Here is a 16,079-nt window from a genome sequence, read left to right on the forward strand (position 1 = left end):
GTACCTGATGACAGAAATGCATCAGGTATTTTTTTAGTTAAAATTTGTGACTAGCATCGGGTATTCAAAATATGTACAATCCCCCTCCGAATTTATACCAGAATTAGTCTAGTTGAGGCATCGCATGAGTCAGAAAAAAGTAAACCTATTAGATCTAAACCGTCAAGGTTTACGCGATTTTTTCACTGAAATGGGTGAAAAACCGTTTCGTACAGAACAAGTAATGAAATGGATCTACCATTTTGGTTGTGATGATTTCGATCAAATGACCAACATTAATAAAGCATTGCGTGAAAAATTAAAGCAACGTGCTGAAATTGTTGCACCGGAAGTAAAAGTTGAACAACGCAGTGAAGATGGCACCATAAAATGGGCAATGACACTGGGTGATCAAGAAGTAGAAACAGTTTACATTCCTGAAAAAGACCGCGCGACCCTATGTGTATCTTCCCAGGTAGGTTGTGCATTAGCTTGTGATTTCTGTTCAACGGCGCAACAAGGTTTCAACCGTAACTTAAGCGTGTCTGAGATTATTGGTCAGGTATGGCGTGCAGCTAAAATCATCGGTGTAATGGGTGAAAGTGGCCAACGTCCAATTACTAACGTCGTAATGATGGGAATGGGTGAGCCATTATTAAACCTAAACAATGTAATTCCAGCCATGGAATTAATGTTGGATGACTTAGGTTATGCACTGTCTAAACGTCGTGTGACTCTATCGACATCGGGTGTTGTTCCTGCATTGGATATCTTAGGTGATCGTATTGATGTGGCACTCGCTATCTCATTACATGCGCCAAATGATAAATTGCGCTCTAAAATGATGCCAATTAACGACAAATACGATATTGCTGACTTCTTAGCGGGCGTTAAACGTTACGTTGCAAAATCAAATGCAAACCGCGGTAAAGTTACTGTTGAGTACTTATTACTTGACCACGTTAATGATTCAACAGATCAAGCTCATGAACTTGCACACCTGTTAAAAGATACCCCGTGTAAGATTAACTTGATTCCGTTTAATCCGTTCCCGGGTAACGATTACACTAAACCAAGTAACAGCCGTGTAGACCGTTTTAATAAAGTATTGATGGAATACGGCTATACAGTGATTGTGCGTAAAACCCGTGGTGATGATATTGATGCGGCTTGTGGGCAGTTAGTAGGGGATGTAATCGATCGTACTAAACGTACTATGAACAAACGTAAACACGGTGCAAGCATCGATGTGCAAGAAAGTTAATCCACTTTAAAATCAGATGGTTCTTGGGTAAATAGATCAAAATCCAAGAACCATTAAAAAAAACATGCATCCAGCTTCAAGTTACTTCACAATAGGGTAACTTGAAATAATTTTCCGGCACGACTATTAGCGCTAGAGGAATGTATGCGACTTATCTTTATAATTTTATCATCTATCTTTTTCATCTCAGCTTGTGTATCAAGTGAAACTGTCACTACCTTAAACAACCCCAAAGGCCAAAAAATGGCATTTGATCCTAAAGGGGCTGCTGATACACGTATTAAACTTGCCTTAGTCTACATTGAAAATGAACAGATGCAGCAAGCTAAAGAAAACCTCGACAAAGCATTATCTTATCAACCTGACAGTGCAAAAGTGCATCGTATTTTTGCTTACTATTATGAAAAGGTGCAAGAGAATGAAAAAGCTGAAAAATTCTACAAAGAAGCTATCTCTTTAGACGATAGCGATGGTGATACCTACCATAACTACGGTACCTTTTTATGTGGTCAAGCACGTTATGATGAAGCTGATGCCGCTTTCTTAAAAGCCATTTCTGTCCCTAAATACACTCGTGTTGCACGCTCTTATGCGAATGCGGCTATTTGCTCTGAGAAAGCCGGTGCCAATGAAAAAGCCATTTTTTATTATAAGTATGCCCTAGCGCATAGTCCTAAAAGCAATGAGATTAATTTATCTTTAGCAAAAATCAACATTACAGAAAAAAATTATAAAGAAGCGATATTAAACCTATTTTCTTTCCAAAAAGCATCGGATGCTACTGCTGAAAGTCTATGGCAATGGATTCGTTTGAGTTATGCTACTGGGAAAGAAAATAGTTTAGAGCGATATTCTAATCAGCTATTAACGCAATTTCCCGACTCTCAACAAGCGTTAGACTATTTAACTAATAAGCATCACAACCTTTCAAACTAAGTTGATAATGGAACCTGTATGACTCTTGATAACGCTTTAAAAGAACAACGTGTCGCCGCTAATTTATCCGTTGAAGATATCGCATTAAAACTCAACTTAAAAGTAACAGTGATTAACGATATTGAAAATGACTTAGAGCAAGTGATTGAAGAGAAGCGTTATCCAGTTATCTATCTACGTGGCTATTTAGCCAATTACGCCAAAGCGGTGCAATTACCAGAGATAGAGTCCTATGCTGAATATCAACAACTGAGCACACCTTCAAAGCACAATAACACTTTAAGTAACCCTTATTTATTAAGTAAAAAGAAAACATCATCGAACAAGTTTGGCTGGTTTATTTTTCTGTTGTTTGTTGCCGGTATTGCTACAGTGGTAACACAGTGGGAGTCGATTAGCACAGCGCTTTACAAAGAATCTTCAGTGGATACTGAAAACATTCACATGCGTTTACCTGAGCCAGAAAGCACTCACTTAATTGTACCACTCAATGAACAAAGCCTGCCTGTAGCCGAAACCCCAGAGCAAGTCACTGAGATACAAGCTACTGATACAGAACAAGTTACTGAAAATCAGGACGTTGTGGCTGAATAAGCCTAAGTTAGCACTTGCAGGTGTTTGCTGATTTCATTTAAAATCACCTTATTAGCGTTGAATTTCAGTAAAAAGTTATTTCATTCTTATTTAGAAGTGAACTTTACTGGTTTCAACGAATCAATTTAATGTAAAATAACTGAGTGATTCAGAAGCAGTACTTAAGCGGTGTTTTGATTTGCTTAATGTAATGATATTCAAGAGGTGAGTGTACCTTGGTTTATATGATTATTATCCAGCGACCCCTTAGATCTGCTCCTTCGTTAACGTTACATTTGTCATAAAATAGATCATATTAGCTTCTATGATTACTATTCGACCTTTAACTTTTTAAGAGTAAATATAATGAGCCATACCTCTTCGATTAAACGCCGCGACTGTAAACAGATCATGGTGGGCAATGTCCCTGTGGGTGGCGGTGCACCTGTTACCGTGCAGTCTATGACTAATACACTAACCACAGATGTTGAAGCAACTGTGGCGCAAATTAAACGCCTAGAAGCGGTAGGTGCGGACATGGTGCGAGTGTCTATTCCAACAATGAACGCAGCTGAAGCATTTAGAGAAATTAAAAAGCAATCTAATATTCCATTGATTGCGGATATCCATTTCGATTACCGTATCGCGTTAAAAGTCGCTGAGTACGGCGTTGATTGTTTGCGTATTAACCCTGGTAACATTGGTAACGAACAACGTATTCGTAGTGTGGTGGATTGTGCAAGAGACAATAATATCCCAATTCGAATTGGTGTTAATGGCGGTTCATTAGAGGCTGATATTCAAGAAAAATATGGTGAACCAACAGCGCAAGCCTTGGTGGATTCAGCGCTACGCCATGTAGATATCTTAGACCGTTTGAACTTTGACCAATTTAAAGTGAGTGTAAAAGCTTCTGATGCTTTATTAGCCGTAGAGTCATACCAACTATTAGCACAGCAGATTGTGCAACCTTTGCATCTTGGTATTACTGAAGCGGGTGGTTTACGAAGTGGTAGTGTTAAGTCTGCAGTGGGTCTAGGCATGTTATTATCGCAAGGTATCGGTGATACATTACGTGTTTCCTTAGCGGCTGACCCAGTGGAAGAGATCAAAGTCGGTTTTGATATCCTTAAATCATTACGTATTCGTAGCCGTGGTATTAATTTTATCGCTTGCCCAACTTGTTCACGTCAAGAGTTTGATGTGATTGCAACGGTTAATGCGTTAGAAGAACGTTTAGAAGACGTGGTGATGCCAATGGATGTATCTATTATCGGTTGTGTTGTAAATGGACCTGGTGAAGCATTAGTGTCTGACTTGGGTATTACTGGCGGTAAAAACAAAAGTGGTTTTTACGAAGATGGTACACGGCAACGTGAGCGTTTTGATAACGAAAAAGTAATCGATCAAATGGAAGCAAGAATTCGTGCACGTATTAGTCGTAGTGATGAAAGCAACATTATTATTAAAAGCTAATCTAAGCGCACTAAATAAATTAAACACTTAACTACTTAATATAAAATAAATATTAGGATTGAGTTTAATATAGATGATGAAGCCCAAATGTTTTGAACATTTGGGCTTTTTATTAGACTTTAAACGAGCAAAGCCGAGTTGTATTGTTCCATCTCACCGTAAACTTCCCTATAATGACTCTCAATTTTATTGAGAATACATCTTAAATGTATTTTTATTCATCGACAGAATTCGGAAATCATTGTGGCAAAGAAGATACAAGCTATTCGTGGTATGAATGATACCCTTCCTGAACAAACCCCAGTTTGGCAGAAACTAGAATCCTTAATTAGACAAACCGTGAGCAGTTACGGTTACTCAGAAATTCGCATGCCAATCGTTGAAAGTACTCATCTTTTCAAACGTTCTATCGGTGAAGTAACTGATATCGTTGAAAAAGAGATGTACACCTTTGATGATCGTAATGGTGATAGCTTAACCCTTCGCCCAGAAGGTACAGCATCATGTGTTCGTGCCGGTAATGAGCATGGTTTGTTATACAACCAAGAACGCAGAATGTGGTACATCGGTCCTATGTTCCGCCATGAACGTCCACAAAAAGGTCGTTACCGTCAGTTCCACCAAGTGGGTATTGAAACCTTTGGTATGGCAACACCAGATATCGATGCAGAAGTGATTTTATTATCTGCTCGTTTATGGAAAGCATTAGGCATTGAACAGCATGTAGAGTTACAACTTAACTCATTAGGCAGCAATGAAGAGCGTAATGCCTACAAAGAAAAATTAGTGGAATTCCTGCAAGCGCATGAAGACCAATTAGATGAAGATAGCAAGCGTCGTATGCTAACTAACCCGTTACGTGTGTTAGACAGCAAAAACGAAGGCGTACAAGCATTATTAGAGAATGCACCGAAACTATCGGACTATTTTGGTGACGAAACAGCTGAGCATTTTGCAAAAGTACAAGCCTATCTAGATGCTGCGGGCATCAAGTATGTGATCAACGAGCGCATTGTACGTGGCCTAGATTACTACAACCGCACGGTATTTGAGTGGGTGACATCAAGTTTAGGGTCACAAGGTACTATTTGTGCTGGTGGTCGTTACGATGGTTTAGTAGAGCAACTGGGTGGTAAAGCAACACCGGCTGTTGGTTTTGCAATGGGCCTTGAGCGTATCATCTTAATGTTAGAAACATTAGAGCTTAACGGTGACGTAAAAGGTGATGTTGATATCTACAGTATTTTAGTGGGTGAAAACACTGACGTTGCTGGTTTTAAAGTAGCAGAGCTAGTACGTGACCACTTACCAGAATTAAAAATGATGCATCATTGTGGCGCAGGTAACTTTAAAAAACAGATGAAACGTGCAGATAAAAGCGGTGCGTCAGTAGCATTGATTATCGGTGAAAGTGAATTAGAAGATGGCACTGTAACCATCAAAGACTTGCAAGGTAATTCAGAACAACAAACCGTTGCAATTGATAGCTTAGTGCAGGTGTTACCTAGTTACTTTGCGTAAATTATTCATCAATAAATAGAATCAGTAAGGAATACACGTGGTTGATATTATCGAAGGTTACGAAACAGAAGAACAGCAAGTTGATGCCATTAAAAAATGGTGGAATGACAACGGGACTATGCTTATCGTGGGTGCAGTGATCGGCTTAGCGGGTTTATGGGGATGGCGTTACTATGGTGAAAGCGTTACTGCTAGCCAAGAAAAAGCATCAACTGAATTTGCACAAGTGTCTGCTAAATTTAATGCGCAAGGTGACGCTCAGGATAGCACTGAACTGAAACAGTTTGTGGCGGCTAACGAAGGTAATAACTACGCAACATTAGGCGCATTATTATTAGCAAAAGAAGCGGTAGATGCAGGTGATTTTGAGCTAGCTAAAACCCAGTTATCTGACCTATTAGCAAGTAATGAAGTAGAATCATTAACGCCAATCATCGCATTACGTTTAGCACGTGTTAGCGCTGAATTAGGTGAATATGATGATGCGTTAAGCACTTTAAACAGTGTGGAAGGTGATGCTTTCTTAGTAAAAATAAATCAAGTTAAAGGTGATATCTACCTTAAACAAGGCGATACAGACGCAGCGCGTGATGCTTATCAAGCGGCTGTTGATGCAAGTGAAGGTCGTATTGACCCTGTATTGCAACTACAACTTAATGATTTAGCTGTGCAACAAAATGCAACTGCACCGAAATTAGATGACGCACAATAAACTGAGATAATATCATGATTAAATGGGTCAAAAATGCCACCGTCATTGCTACTAGTGCAGTTGTATTAAGTGGTTGTTCTATCTTTAGTGGTGACGAAGATGTCGTGGAAATGGCTGAGTTACCAGTCTTTGAAGCAACCTATGAACCACAGATAGCTTGGTCTAGAAGCATTGGTGATGGCGTGGATAAATACTATTCACAACTACAACCTGCTGTTGATAATAATGCGGTTTATGTGGCGGCACGAGATGGTGACGTTGCTGCTTTTTCTGCGGAAAAAGGCGAAAAGTTGTGGTCTATCGATTTAGAAGATCACCAAACTAATGACTTTAATCGTTCAGCGCGTATTTCAGGCGGTATCGGCTTAGGCTATGATACGCTTTACTTAGGCACTGAAAATGCACAAGTGTTTGCTCTTGATAAACAGAATGGTGACATTAAGTGGGTGAGTGAACTCAATGGTGAAGTGATTGCACAACCTGTTTATGACAGTGGTTTAGTTGTGATCCATACTTCACGTGGTGAGCTGGTTGCTTTAGACAGTGAAACAGGCGAGCAACGTTGGTCATTGCCAAATGCACAACCGCGATTAACCTTACGTAGTAGTGCTACACCAAGTATTGCACAAGGTGGTATCATCTACGGTCGTGCCGATGGTTATGTATCAGCTGCACTATTAGAAAATGGTCAACCACTGTGGCAACTACCTGCGGCGAGAGCTTACGGTGCAACAGAGTTAGACCGTTTAGCCGATGCAGATATGAAACCTGTGATTGTTAATGGTACAGTTTACGCGCTTGCGTTTAATGGTAATCTAGTGGCTATCGACCTATTAAAAGGTGAGCAGTTATGGGCTAAGCCTTACTCTGGTTACAATGATATTAGTGTGGCAGGGCGTGATATCTACTTAACCGATTACCGTGGTTATGTTTTTTCAATCAACCGCAGTGATGGCACACAAAATTGGTCGAATAAACAGCTTGCTTACCGTAACTTAACAGGTGTAACTGTTGCTAATGACTTTATTGTTGTTGGTGATGCAGAAGGTTATTTACATTGGATTGACCGTGAAACAGGTCAATTTGTAGCACAACAAGAGTTGGATTCCGATGGGCTATATATTGAGCCAGTGGCAACCTCAACTCATCTTTATTTACAAACACGCAGTGGTGATTTAATTGCCATTGAAAAACCGATCTTAAATGTAGAATAATTTCATCGGTTTTTACGCTATACTGTAGCCCCATGCTGTGCATGGGGCTTTTTTAGTTTTATAGGATTTCAAAATATATGTTACCAGTCATCGCTTTAGTAGGTCGCCCTAATGTAGGTAAATCTACGCTTTTCAATCGTTTAACTCGCACCCGAGATGCGCTAGTTGCCGATTTCCCTGGCTTAACGCGTGACCGTAAATATGGTCAGGCGAAAGTCGAAGAACTTGAATTTATCGTGATTGATACCGGTGGTATTCAAGGTGATGAAGAGGGAATCGATGCATTAATGGCGGAGCAATCATTAATTGCAGTCGAAGAAGCAGATGCGGTTTTATTCTTAGTAGATGCACGTGCTGGTTTAACCGTTGCTGATGAAGCAATTGCGGCACACCTACGTAAGCAAAACAAAAAAGTCATGGTTGTGGCAAATAAAACCGATGGTATTGATGCTGACTCTATGTGTGGTGAATTCTATGCATTAGCCTTAGGTGATATTTTCCAAATTGCTGCAGCACACGGTAAAGGTGTGCGTCAGATGATTGATGCGGCACTAGAAGAGTTCCAAGAAGAAAACCCAGTAACTGATGAAGTTGATGAGTACGAATTCGCATTAGAACATGATGATGAAGACGAAGATAAAATTGCACAAGAGCAAGAGCGTCTTGCAAATTTACCAATTAAACTCGCATTAATCGGTCGCCCAAATGTAGGTAAATCAACACTAACTAACCGTATTTTGGGTGAAGAGCGTGTATTAGTTTATGATATGCCAGGCACAACACGTGACAGTGTTTATATCCCAATGGAACGTGATGGTCGTGAATATGTACTGATCGATACAGCCGGTGTTCGTAAGCGTAAAAAAGTAAATGAGACAGTAGAAAAATTCTCTGTGATCAAAACCCTAAAAGCCATTGAAGACTCAAACGTTGTATTGTTAATTATCGATGCACGTGATGGTATTTCAGACCAAGATTTGAGTTTACTAGGTTACACATTAAACTCAGGTCGTTCATTAGTCATTGCAGTGAACAAATGGGATGGCATGACAGAGTACGATAAAGAGCGTGTTAAAACGGAATTAGATCGTCGTTTAGGCTTCATTGACTTCGCTAAAATTCACTTTATTTCTGCGTTACATGGAACAGGTGTTGGTCACTTATTCGAGTCAGTAGAAGAAGCTTACATGTCTTCAACTAAACGTATCTCTACTGCAATGTTAACGCGTATTATGGGTATGGCAACCGACGACCATGAGCCACCAATGGTGGGGGCGCGTCGTGTTAAATTACGTTACGCACATGCGGGTGGTTATAATCCACCATTGATCGTTATTCACGGTAACCAAGTGAAGAAACTGGCTGATTCATACAAACGTTACTTAATGAACTACTTCCGTCGTACATTAGGCATCATGGGCACACCAATTCGTATCGAATTTAGAGAAGGTAGTAACCCGTTTGAAGGCCGTCGTAACAAACTAACGCCGCATCAAATGTACAAACGTCAACGTATGATGCGTCATCATAATAAGAAGTAATGAGATGCAACTGCTTTGTCCTAACTGTCAGTCCGAATTAACCCGCAGTGGTGAGTCAAAACGCCACTGTCAAGCATGCCATAGCGACTTTATACTTAATATTGAGTGCAATGAGTGCGGAGAAGCATTACAGCGTTTAAAAGCCTGTGGTGCGGTTAATTTTTGGTGTGATCATTGTCATGAGTTGAAGAGTAAATCTTCTGCAAATTATAGGCTGGTTGAAGCTTAATAGTCTACGTTGAATAAATGACTGTCAGCTATAAAAAAGGAGTGTTAATACACTCCTTTTTTCGTTTGTTAGGTCTGGTTTTAGTTACTGAGAGGATATTTAGCGCTATTTAGCTGGGATTATCTCAAATACTCTTACTACCTGTTTTACGCCGTCAATATTACTGGTTATTTCAGTCGCAAAGTCAGACATCTCTTTAGTTACTTGCCCAATCAAAAATACTTCTGCGTTCTCTGTCACCACTTTAATTTTTAATGGATTTATTTTATCGTGACCGGTTAGTTGGCTTTTCACCTTAGTGGTTAACCAAGTGTCCTGTGTTTGTTGCACAATGCTGATCGGTTGATTAACACGTAATTGGTTATATACACCCGCCACACCATCAATATTATTTAATAGGCTTTCAATCTGATTACTGTGTTCTTGAGAGTCAATCTGACCAATTAATAACAGGTAACTATTATTCGCCACGATATTAATACGAATCTCTCTACTATAAGCATCTGAAGCAACAATGGCATCAATAGCAGCTTCCGATAAATCATCATCTTTCACTAACTGTGCAATACTACGTTCATCACTGCTTACTGCCACTGCTGTCCCTGCAGCCACAATCAAACCACCTGCACAACCTTGTAAAGCCAGTGTAGAAAGTAAAAGTGTAACGATAAAAAATGGTGTTCTCATTGTCTGTCCTAGTATTGAGGGAATAATTGCTGGTCTATTAAATCACTTAAACAATTCACCACCAACATGTGAATCTCTTCGATACGCGCACCTTTATCACTAGGAGCGCGAATTTCAATATCATCAGGACCTAATAGGCCGGCGATTTCACCACCATCAACACCTGTCATAGCAATGATCTGGATATTTTTACTTAATGCCGTTTCAACCGCTTTGACCATATTGCGGCTATTACCACCGTGACTGATGGTGATCAACACATCACCCGGTTGTGCTAAGGCTGAAATTTGACGCGCATAGATTTGATCAAAGTGACTGTCGCTGGCAATTGCAGACACTAAAGATGAGTCTGAAGTGATCGCAATTGCTGGCAAAGCAGGGCGGTCTGTTTCATATTTATTTAGTAAATGTGAGGCGAAGATTTGCGCTAAACCAGCAGCGCCACCATTACCACAGATAAGCAGTTTGTGGCCGTTGATTAAACAATCTTTTAATAAAACAGCAGCAGCTTCAATCTGCTCTGGTAAGGCTTCTGCGGCAACGATTTTAGTTTGAATGCTCTCTGCAAAGTGAGCGTGGATTTTTTCATTAACCATGTGATTTATTACTCTTGAAATGCATCTTGTATCCATTGCGGTTGTGTTGCTGACTCGCTAATTGCAATCACATCAAAGCGACAATAGGGCTCTTGATCAAGCTGAGATAAATAGTGCTTAGCGGTCTTTATTAATTTTCGCTGTTTTTGCGCTGTAATGGAAGCGGTTGCTCCACCAAAATCCTGATTTTTTCGATAACGTACTTCAATAAATACCAATGTTTCTTGATCTGACATAATCAAATCGATTTCACCAAAGCGACAATAAAAGTTTTGGCAAATTAACTGCAAGCCCTGTTTTTGTAAAAAATCCAGAGCTTGCCGTTCCGCTTGAACGCCGCGGGTATTACTGGCTTGAAAGAGGCGAGGTAACTTCAACTAAATTACCATCCTCATAAGTAGCCCAGGTTAACTTGCTCTCAACGGTATTGTTTGCATCTAAGGTTAATTCACCCACTAGACCAGGGAATTTATAACCTTCAATGACCTGTAACGGTTTTAATTGCTCAATTAAGTTATAGCTATCATACCCTAAGGCAAATAAACGTAACGTACTTAAACGCTGTTTTGGCCAGATTGCTTGAATCTTCTCATTCATCTGAGTTTCATCATTAATTAAAAAGTTCACATCAGAGAAAGTGAGCCCGTTTAACTCTTTATCCTGCGTATTAGTGATATCCGCTGAATGACTGCGCGAACTTGCATAAAGTGGAATGGTCTCAGCAAAAGGGCTAATAGTGACTGCTAAGAAAGGTTTAATAAAGATTAACTCGCGACGTTTACTAATAATGTAAATGGCATCAATATCACGGCGACTTCTTACTTCTGCTTCTAGTTTTCTGCCCAACATACCTTGCATCTGGCTAATGCGTTCTTTACTTTGGTCAGTGTGCAATGCACTTGCTAAGAATTTCCCATAATCAGAATCTTTAGAGAAGTAGTGGCTTTCAGCAGGGTAGCTTTCAACACTTTCATCAGTAGCTTGTTGTGCTTCCGATAATGACTTCCAACGCGCCTCAAACGCGGCTGCAGTTCGGCGACCAAAATTAGAATTGGGCGCTATCAGTAAGGGTTTTTTATGCTTGTTTTGGAAGATAACCTCAGCTGCTTGCTCCGCTTCACCCTCTGGTGATAGTGGGAATGCATAGTGAATTGATGAAGTACGTTGATCAGCAGGAAAGCCGTTCAACGCCAACACAGGAATATCTTTCACTAAAGGTAATAGTGCTTCTACATTAGGTTTTAATAACGGGCCAATAACAAAACCAATGTGTTGGCTATGTAATTGATCTGCAATCTCTTGCATGGTCATTGTATTAGTATCAAGGAACAACATATGTGGTGGTGTTGCAATATAGTCGCTGTCAGCTCTTGTACTGATACCTTGTACATCGCCTGCACTGTTCACTAAACTTGTATCATAACCAGCAACTTGCTGTTCGCGCTCACGTTTTTTGTTATCAGCCTGATTGTAAAAAGCATAACTAATACCGTATTGGATAGCTTGAGCAGGTTTTTTGAAACGACCTGTTAAAGGTAACAATACCGCAATCTTAGTTGGCTGATATGGAGTCGCTTCTGGAATATTTTGTAATTGCGATGGCATGTAATCAATCACAGGGTGATCTGGGTACAGTAGTTTCCATGCTTCTACACCACGTAATAATTGGTTAGTACGTAGTTGATAACGATGGTAGATACTTGCTAAAGCATACCAACCTTGTTCAAACATCTGTTGCTCTGTTAATGGTGTCGCTCCAGTGTTTGTTGATTGTTGTGCATTTATTTGTGCTTCAATGGCTGCTAATTCACTATCAAAGCTGTTGTTTGTCGTGGCATCTGAAACAGGTGCTGAACTGCTTTGGCGGCTATTAGCAGGTGTATTGTTAAACTGATTCAAGACACTTGGGTCAAGCATATTTAATTCAGAAAGCAGTAAATCATTGTATTGTTGTTTTTGCTTAGCCCCGGTTAATAAAGGTGTTAATTGGAACAGGGTATCAACCGCTGCTTGATGCTGCTTATTACGCACATGCAATTCTGTTTTTAACTGCAGGTAATGTAGGTTAGCAGGGTCAGAAATCACACTCGCATCAATACGTTTAAGCGATTTCATCGCATCATCTAGCTGGTTTTGCGCATATTGATTATCGGCTATCAATAATAGAAGATGATTTTTTTGCTGTGCATTGAGTGTTTTATTTTGTAAATATTCAATCACTGAGTCAGCTAACACATATTTACTTTCTTTGGTTAAGGCTTGTACCGCCGCTAACTGCCATTCAGTATTTTGTGGTTCCTTCACTTCCTCTGCTTTTTGTAGCAGGTATTCCGCTGTTTCATAGAACTCCGTGAACAGGCCAGGCGCACCTTGTTTATCTTGCCCGACACTTGTACAAGCTGAAACAAGCAAAATGCTTAAAGCAACAAGATAGAAATGTATAATACGTTTAGATAAATTTGCAGTGGTCAAATTATTGTCCTTTTTAATCAAACTAATTCAAGATCAGTTTTCAGATAGGTATCAAGATGCCTATAGTGTAATATTGCCGACTTAGTTAAACAATCCTTAACACTTATTAGAGTCGAATATGTCTGAAAATAATCAATTAAATAACGAAGTAAGCGCAAAGTTGTACATTGTCGCCACTCCTTTGGGCAATATCGGTGATATTACCTATCGTGCCGTTGAAATCTTAAAAAACGTTGATTTAATTGCTGCCGAAGATACTCGCCACAGTGGTAAACTGCTGAGTTACTACCAAATCAGCAAACCTACTTTCCCATTACACGACCACAATGAACGCCAACGCGGTAGTGTATTGATTGAAAAAATAAAAGCAGGTCAATCTGTTGCATTAATTTCTGACGCTGGTACTCCATTAATCAGCGACCCTGGTTATCATTTAGTCAATGAATGCCGAGAAGCGGGGGTTGATGTTGTACCTGTGCCTGGCGCATGTGCTGCAATTACTGCACTTTCAGCCGCTGGCTTACCTTCTGACCGCTTTTCTTTCGAAGGGTTCTTACCCGTCAAAGAAAAAGCAAAAACAGAGAAATTAACCGCACTCTCTGAAGAAACGCAAACCATGATTTTTTACGAATCTCCTCGCCGTATGCAGGATACCGTAAAACATATAATAAATATCATGGGAGAAGACCGAAAATTAGTGGTTGCGCGTGAATTAACCAAAATGTTTGAATCTTATTATGTGCTACCCGCCGGTGAAATGTTGGAGTGGTTAGCATCGGATAGTAACCATTGTCGTGGCGAATTTGTGTTAATGGTCGCAGGCGCGACTAACGATCAAGGGGCGCTGTCAGTCGAGGCAATTAACACTCTGACATTATTGAAAAAAGAGTTACCGTTAAAAAAAGCAGCCGCTATCACTGCTGAAATTCATCACCTTAAGAAAAATGACTTATATAAATGGGGTTTAGAGAACCTCTAACCCTTGTTATCTGTATAAGTTTCCGTATAATCCGCCGCGGAGTTGGCTAGATCGTCGCCGCTTTAATGGGTTGGTAACTTGTTATCAATGTTATTAGAGGGGAGGAAAGTCCGGGCTTCAAAGGGCAGGGTGCCAGGTAACGCCTGGGTAGCGCGAGCTAACGACAAGTGCAGCAGAGAGGAGACCGCCTGCTAATTTATTAGTAGGTAAGGGTGAAAGGGTGCGGTAAGAGCGCACCGGCTAATGGGTAATCATTAGTGCAAGGTAAACTCCACCCGAAGCAAGACCAAATAGGCTTCCTGAGGTATGGCCCATACTGGAAGCGGGTAGGTTGCTTGAGCCTGTGAGCGATTGCAGGCCTAGACGAATGACGATTCACGACAGAACCCGGCTTATCGGCCAACTCCAACCATTCAGCCCCTAGTTTATGAAAATAAACTAGGGGCTTTCTCGTTTCTGGAGCAGGGTGGAAAGGTACAAGGTACAAGGTACAAGGTACAAGAGGACAAAGTACAAGGTAATGTTACTGGGCTAGATAAAGAGTTAAGTAATAAACTCACTTTGGTTTGGTGCTTGAGACGGTTTTTTATACAGAGAAGTCAATATTCCATATTACCGTTATTAATTTGGACTTTTTCCATCCATTCTCATGATGAAGATTTGACAAAATAACTTAATTGATTGATTTTATGATTGGTAAAGGTATTGTTATGTTAATTTTAGCAAATTAACATATTCTGTATTTCCACCGGAAATATGGAATTTTTCGGTTTACTAAACTGTTATAGCTACGGAGTAAATATGGCACTTCCGTTCCCCAGAAAAGATATTACAAAGCTATTAATCTCTACTCCATCTCATTTTGTTGGGCACTATGAAAATGAAGTTTTTAGAGCTGTAGTGGCCAATGAAAATTTAGGAGTGAAATCGGCGAGAATAGATGAAAGGACATACAAGCAGTACATAGAGGTGACAGTAGAAACTCCAGAGTATAAAAATGATACTGTAGTCATTCCTGATTATAGCCAAATTGGAGAGAACTTTTGTATTGCAATGTCAGTACTTTTTGGAAAAGCATTTGATTCACATGGGCTTTTGCAACAGCATGGCTGGGCTTACCTCCCAGATCTCAATTCAAATCACAAGATACACAACAAAAACCTTACTATAAACAGTTCTGAACCTAGAGTTGATTATGAAATAAAATTAGATCTTGAGAATATAAAATTAATAGAAAATGTATTGTTTCAACATGATGAGGATACTGTTGATGCCCAGTCGACATTTTGGTATGCAGGGCGTTTCTATCTTCAATCTCTTCGTATAGTTGAAGAAAATCCAGAACTTGCATTTCTCAGCTTAATCACTGCTGGTGAAATATTAGCTTCATATTTCAAATACAGCGTTGATGAGCTCCTGGATAGTAATAGTAAAGAACTACTAGAGAGGTTGAAAAGTCTAGGTGAGGACGGCGAGCAACTTCATAAGCAAGTTAGTAAAAAATTAATGGGTATTTCAGAAGCATTCTGTAAATTTTTAATCGATTGTTTGGATGATGAATTTTTTGAGAGAACTGAGTCTAAACATGATTTTTCAAAGTTAACTAAATCTGATATCAAACAACGATTGAAAGCTGCTTATAATTTACGAAGTAAATATGTGCACGCAGGAAAAACTCCTTCAGGCTGGATGTCAGTTGATTATTTGAATAACAATGAAGAAGTACACCACGGAAACCCCGTGTTGGAAGATAAAGAGATGAAAAAAGCTATTAAGCGTTCCCCTACATTTATTGGTATGGAAAGGATTATTAGATATTCACTACTTAAATTTGTAATGAAAACAAATGTGATCCCCGATATATAGCTATAACAAGGCACTTAAACGGAGCTTGATGCTC

15 protein-coding genes and 1 other RNA gene are annotated in these 16,079 nt (G+C 39.8%); 12 read left to right on the plus strand and 4 right to left on the minus strand.

Translation table 11 applies throughout. The features are described 5' to 3' along the window. Positions 1 to 124: 124 nt before the first annotated feature. From DS885_RS11380 to DS885_RS11420, 9 genes are all read left to right on the plus strand, one after another. Positions 125 to 1,243 carry a bifunctional tRNA (adenosine(37)-C2)-methyltransferase TrmG/ribosomal RNA large subunit methyltransferase RlmN gene (locus DS885_RS11380; protein WP_113819554.1) on the plus strand — a complete coding sequence of 373 codons (1,119 nt, stop codon included), beginning with the start codon at positions 125 to 127 and terminating at the stop codon, positions 1,241 to 1,243. Positions 1,244 to 1,387: 144 nt separating this feature from the next. Beyond that, positions 1,388 to 2,179 carry a type IV pilus biogenesis/stability protein PilW gene (gene pilW, locus DS885_RS11385; RefSeq protein ID WP_113819555.1) on the plus strand — a complete coding sequence of 264 codons (792 nt, stop codon included), beginning with the start codon at positions 1,388 to 1,390 and terminating at the stop codon, positions 2,177 to 2,179. Positions 2,180 to 2,197: 18 nt separating this feature from the next. Next, the gene (locus DS885_RS11390) at positions 2,198 to 2,773 is read left to right on the plus strand and encodes a helix-turn-helix domain-containing protein (RefSeq protein ID WP_113819556.1); all 576 of its coding nucleotides are present in this window, start codon (positions 2,198 to 2,200) and stop codon (positions 2,771 to 2,773) included. A gap of 345 nt (positions 2,774 to 3,118) precedes the next feature. Further along, positions 3,119 to 4,228: a flavodoxin-dependent (E)-4-hydroxy-3-methylbut-2-enyl-diphosphate synthase gene (gene ispG / locus DS885_RS11395; protein WP_113819557.1), complete on the plus strand. Its 1,110-nt coding sequence runs from the start codon at positions 3,119 to 3,121 to the stop codon at positions 4,226 to 4,228. Positions 4,229 to 4,471: 243 nt separating this feature from the next. Beyond that, positions 4,472 to 5,749, plus strand: a complete 1,278-nt coding sequence (hisS, locus tag DS885_RS11400) for a histidine--tRNA ligase (RefSeq protein ID WP_113819558.1) — start codon at positions 4,472 to 4,474, stop codon at positions 5,747 to 5,749. Between the two features lie 37 nt (positions 5,750 to 5,786). Further along, on the plus strand, positions 5,787 to 6,461 hold the full coding sequence (locus tag DS885_RS11405; protein ID WP_181817760.1) for a YfgM family protein: 675 nt from the start codon (positions 5,787 to 5,789) through the stop codon (positions 6,459 to 6,461). Positions 6,462 to 6,475: 14 nt separating this feature from the next. Then, complete coding sequence (gene bamB / locus DS885_RS11410) at positions 6,476 to 7,675, plus strand: outer membrane protein assembly factor BamB (RefSeq protein WP_113819559.1); 1,200 nt, start codon at positions 6,476 to 6,478, stop codon at positions 7,673 to 7,675. Between the two features lie 77 nt (positions 7,676 to 7,752). After that, on the plus strand, positions 7,753 to 9,216 hold the full coding sequence (gene der, locus DS885_RS11415) for a ribosome biogenesis GTPase Der (RefSeq protein ID WP_113819560.1): 1,464 nt from the start codon (positions 7,753 to 7,755) through the stop codon (positions 9,214 to 9,216). Between the two features lie 4 nt (positions 9,217 to 9,220). Beyond that, complete coding sequence (locus DS885_RS11420; RefSeq protein ID WP_113819561.1) at positions 9,221 to 9,445, plus strand: zinc ribbon domain-containing protein; 225 nt, start codon at positions 9,221 to 9,223, stop codon at positions 9,443 to 9,445. A gap of 105 nt (positions 9,446 to 9,550) precedes the next feature. Here DS885_RS11420 and DS885_RS11425 read toward each other — a convergent pair whose 3' ends face one another. The 4 genes from DS885_RS11425 to DS885_RS11440 are packed head-to-tail and all read right to left on the minus strand — an operon-like array spanning position 9,551 to position 13,200. Beyond that, complete coding sequence (locus tag DS885_RS11425; protein WP_113819562.1) at positions 9,551 to 10,132, minus strand: BON domain-containing protein; 582 nt, start codon at positions 10,130 to 10,132, stop codon at positions 9,551 to 9,553. An 8-nt stretch (positions 10,133 to 10,140) separates the two neighbouring features. Next, complete coding sequence (locus tag DS885_RS11430; RefSeq protein ID WP_113819563.1) at positions 10,141 to 10,728, minus strand: D-sedoheptulose-7-phosphate isomerase; 588 nt, start codon at positions 10,726 to 10,728, stop codon at positions 10,141 to 10,143. A gap of 8 nt (positions 10,729 to 10,736) precedes the next feature. Continuing rightward, on the minus strand, positions 10,737 to 11,105 hold the full coding sequence (locus tag DS885_RS11435) for a YraN family protein (protein ID WP_113819564.1): 369 nt from the start codon (positions 11,103 to 11,105) through the stop codon (positions 10,737 to 10,739). After that, entirely contained in the window at positions 11,074 to 13,200 is a 2,127-nt protein-coding gene (locus DS885_RS11440; protein WP_147232353.1) for a penicillin-binding protein activator, read from the minus strand. Before DS885_RS11440 ends, DS885_RS11435 begins: the two co-directional genes overlap by 32 nt. A 118-nt stretch (positions 13,201 to 13,318) precedes the next feature. Here DS885_RS11440 and rsmI point away from each other — a divergent pair, with 118 nt between their 5' ends. The 3 genes from rsmI (at position 13,319) to DS885_RS11455 (ending at position 16,045) form a co-directional block, all read left to right on the plus strand. Continuing rightward, positions 13,319 to 14,179: a 16S rRNA (cytidine(1402)-2'-O)-methyltransferase gene (gene rsmI / locus DS885_RS11445; protein WP_113819566.1), complete on the plus strand. Its 861-nt coding sequence runs from the start codon at positions 13,319 to 13,321 to the stop codon at positions 14,177 to 14,179. 38 nt (positions 14,180 to 14,217) lie between these two features. Then, positions 14,218 to 14,590, plus strand: an RNA gene (gene rnpB / locus DS885_RS11450) — RNase P RNA component class A. A gap of 390 nt (positions 14,591 to 14,980) precedes the next feature. Next, on the plus strand, positions 14,981 to 16,045 hold the full coding sequence (locus tag DS885_RS11455; protein WP_113819567.1) for a HEPN domain-containing protein: 1,065 nt from the start codon (positions 14,981 to 14,983) through the stop codon (positions 16,043 to 16,045). Positions 16,046 to 16,079: the final 34 nt, after the last annotated feature.

This window comes from Psychromonas sp. B3M02, assembly GCF_003318165.1.
Lineage (GTDB): Bacteria > Pseudomonadota > Gammaproteobacteria > Enterobacterales > Psychromonadaceae > Psychromonas.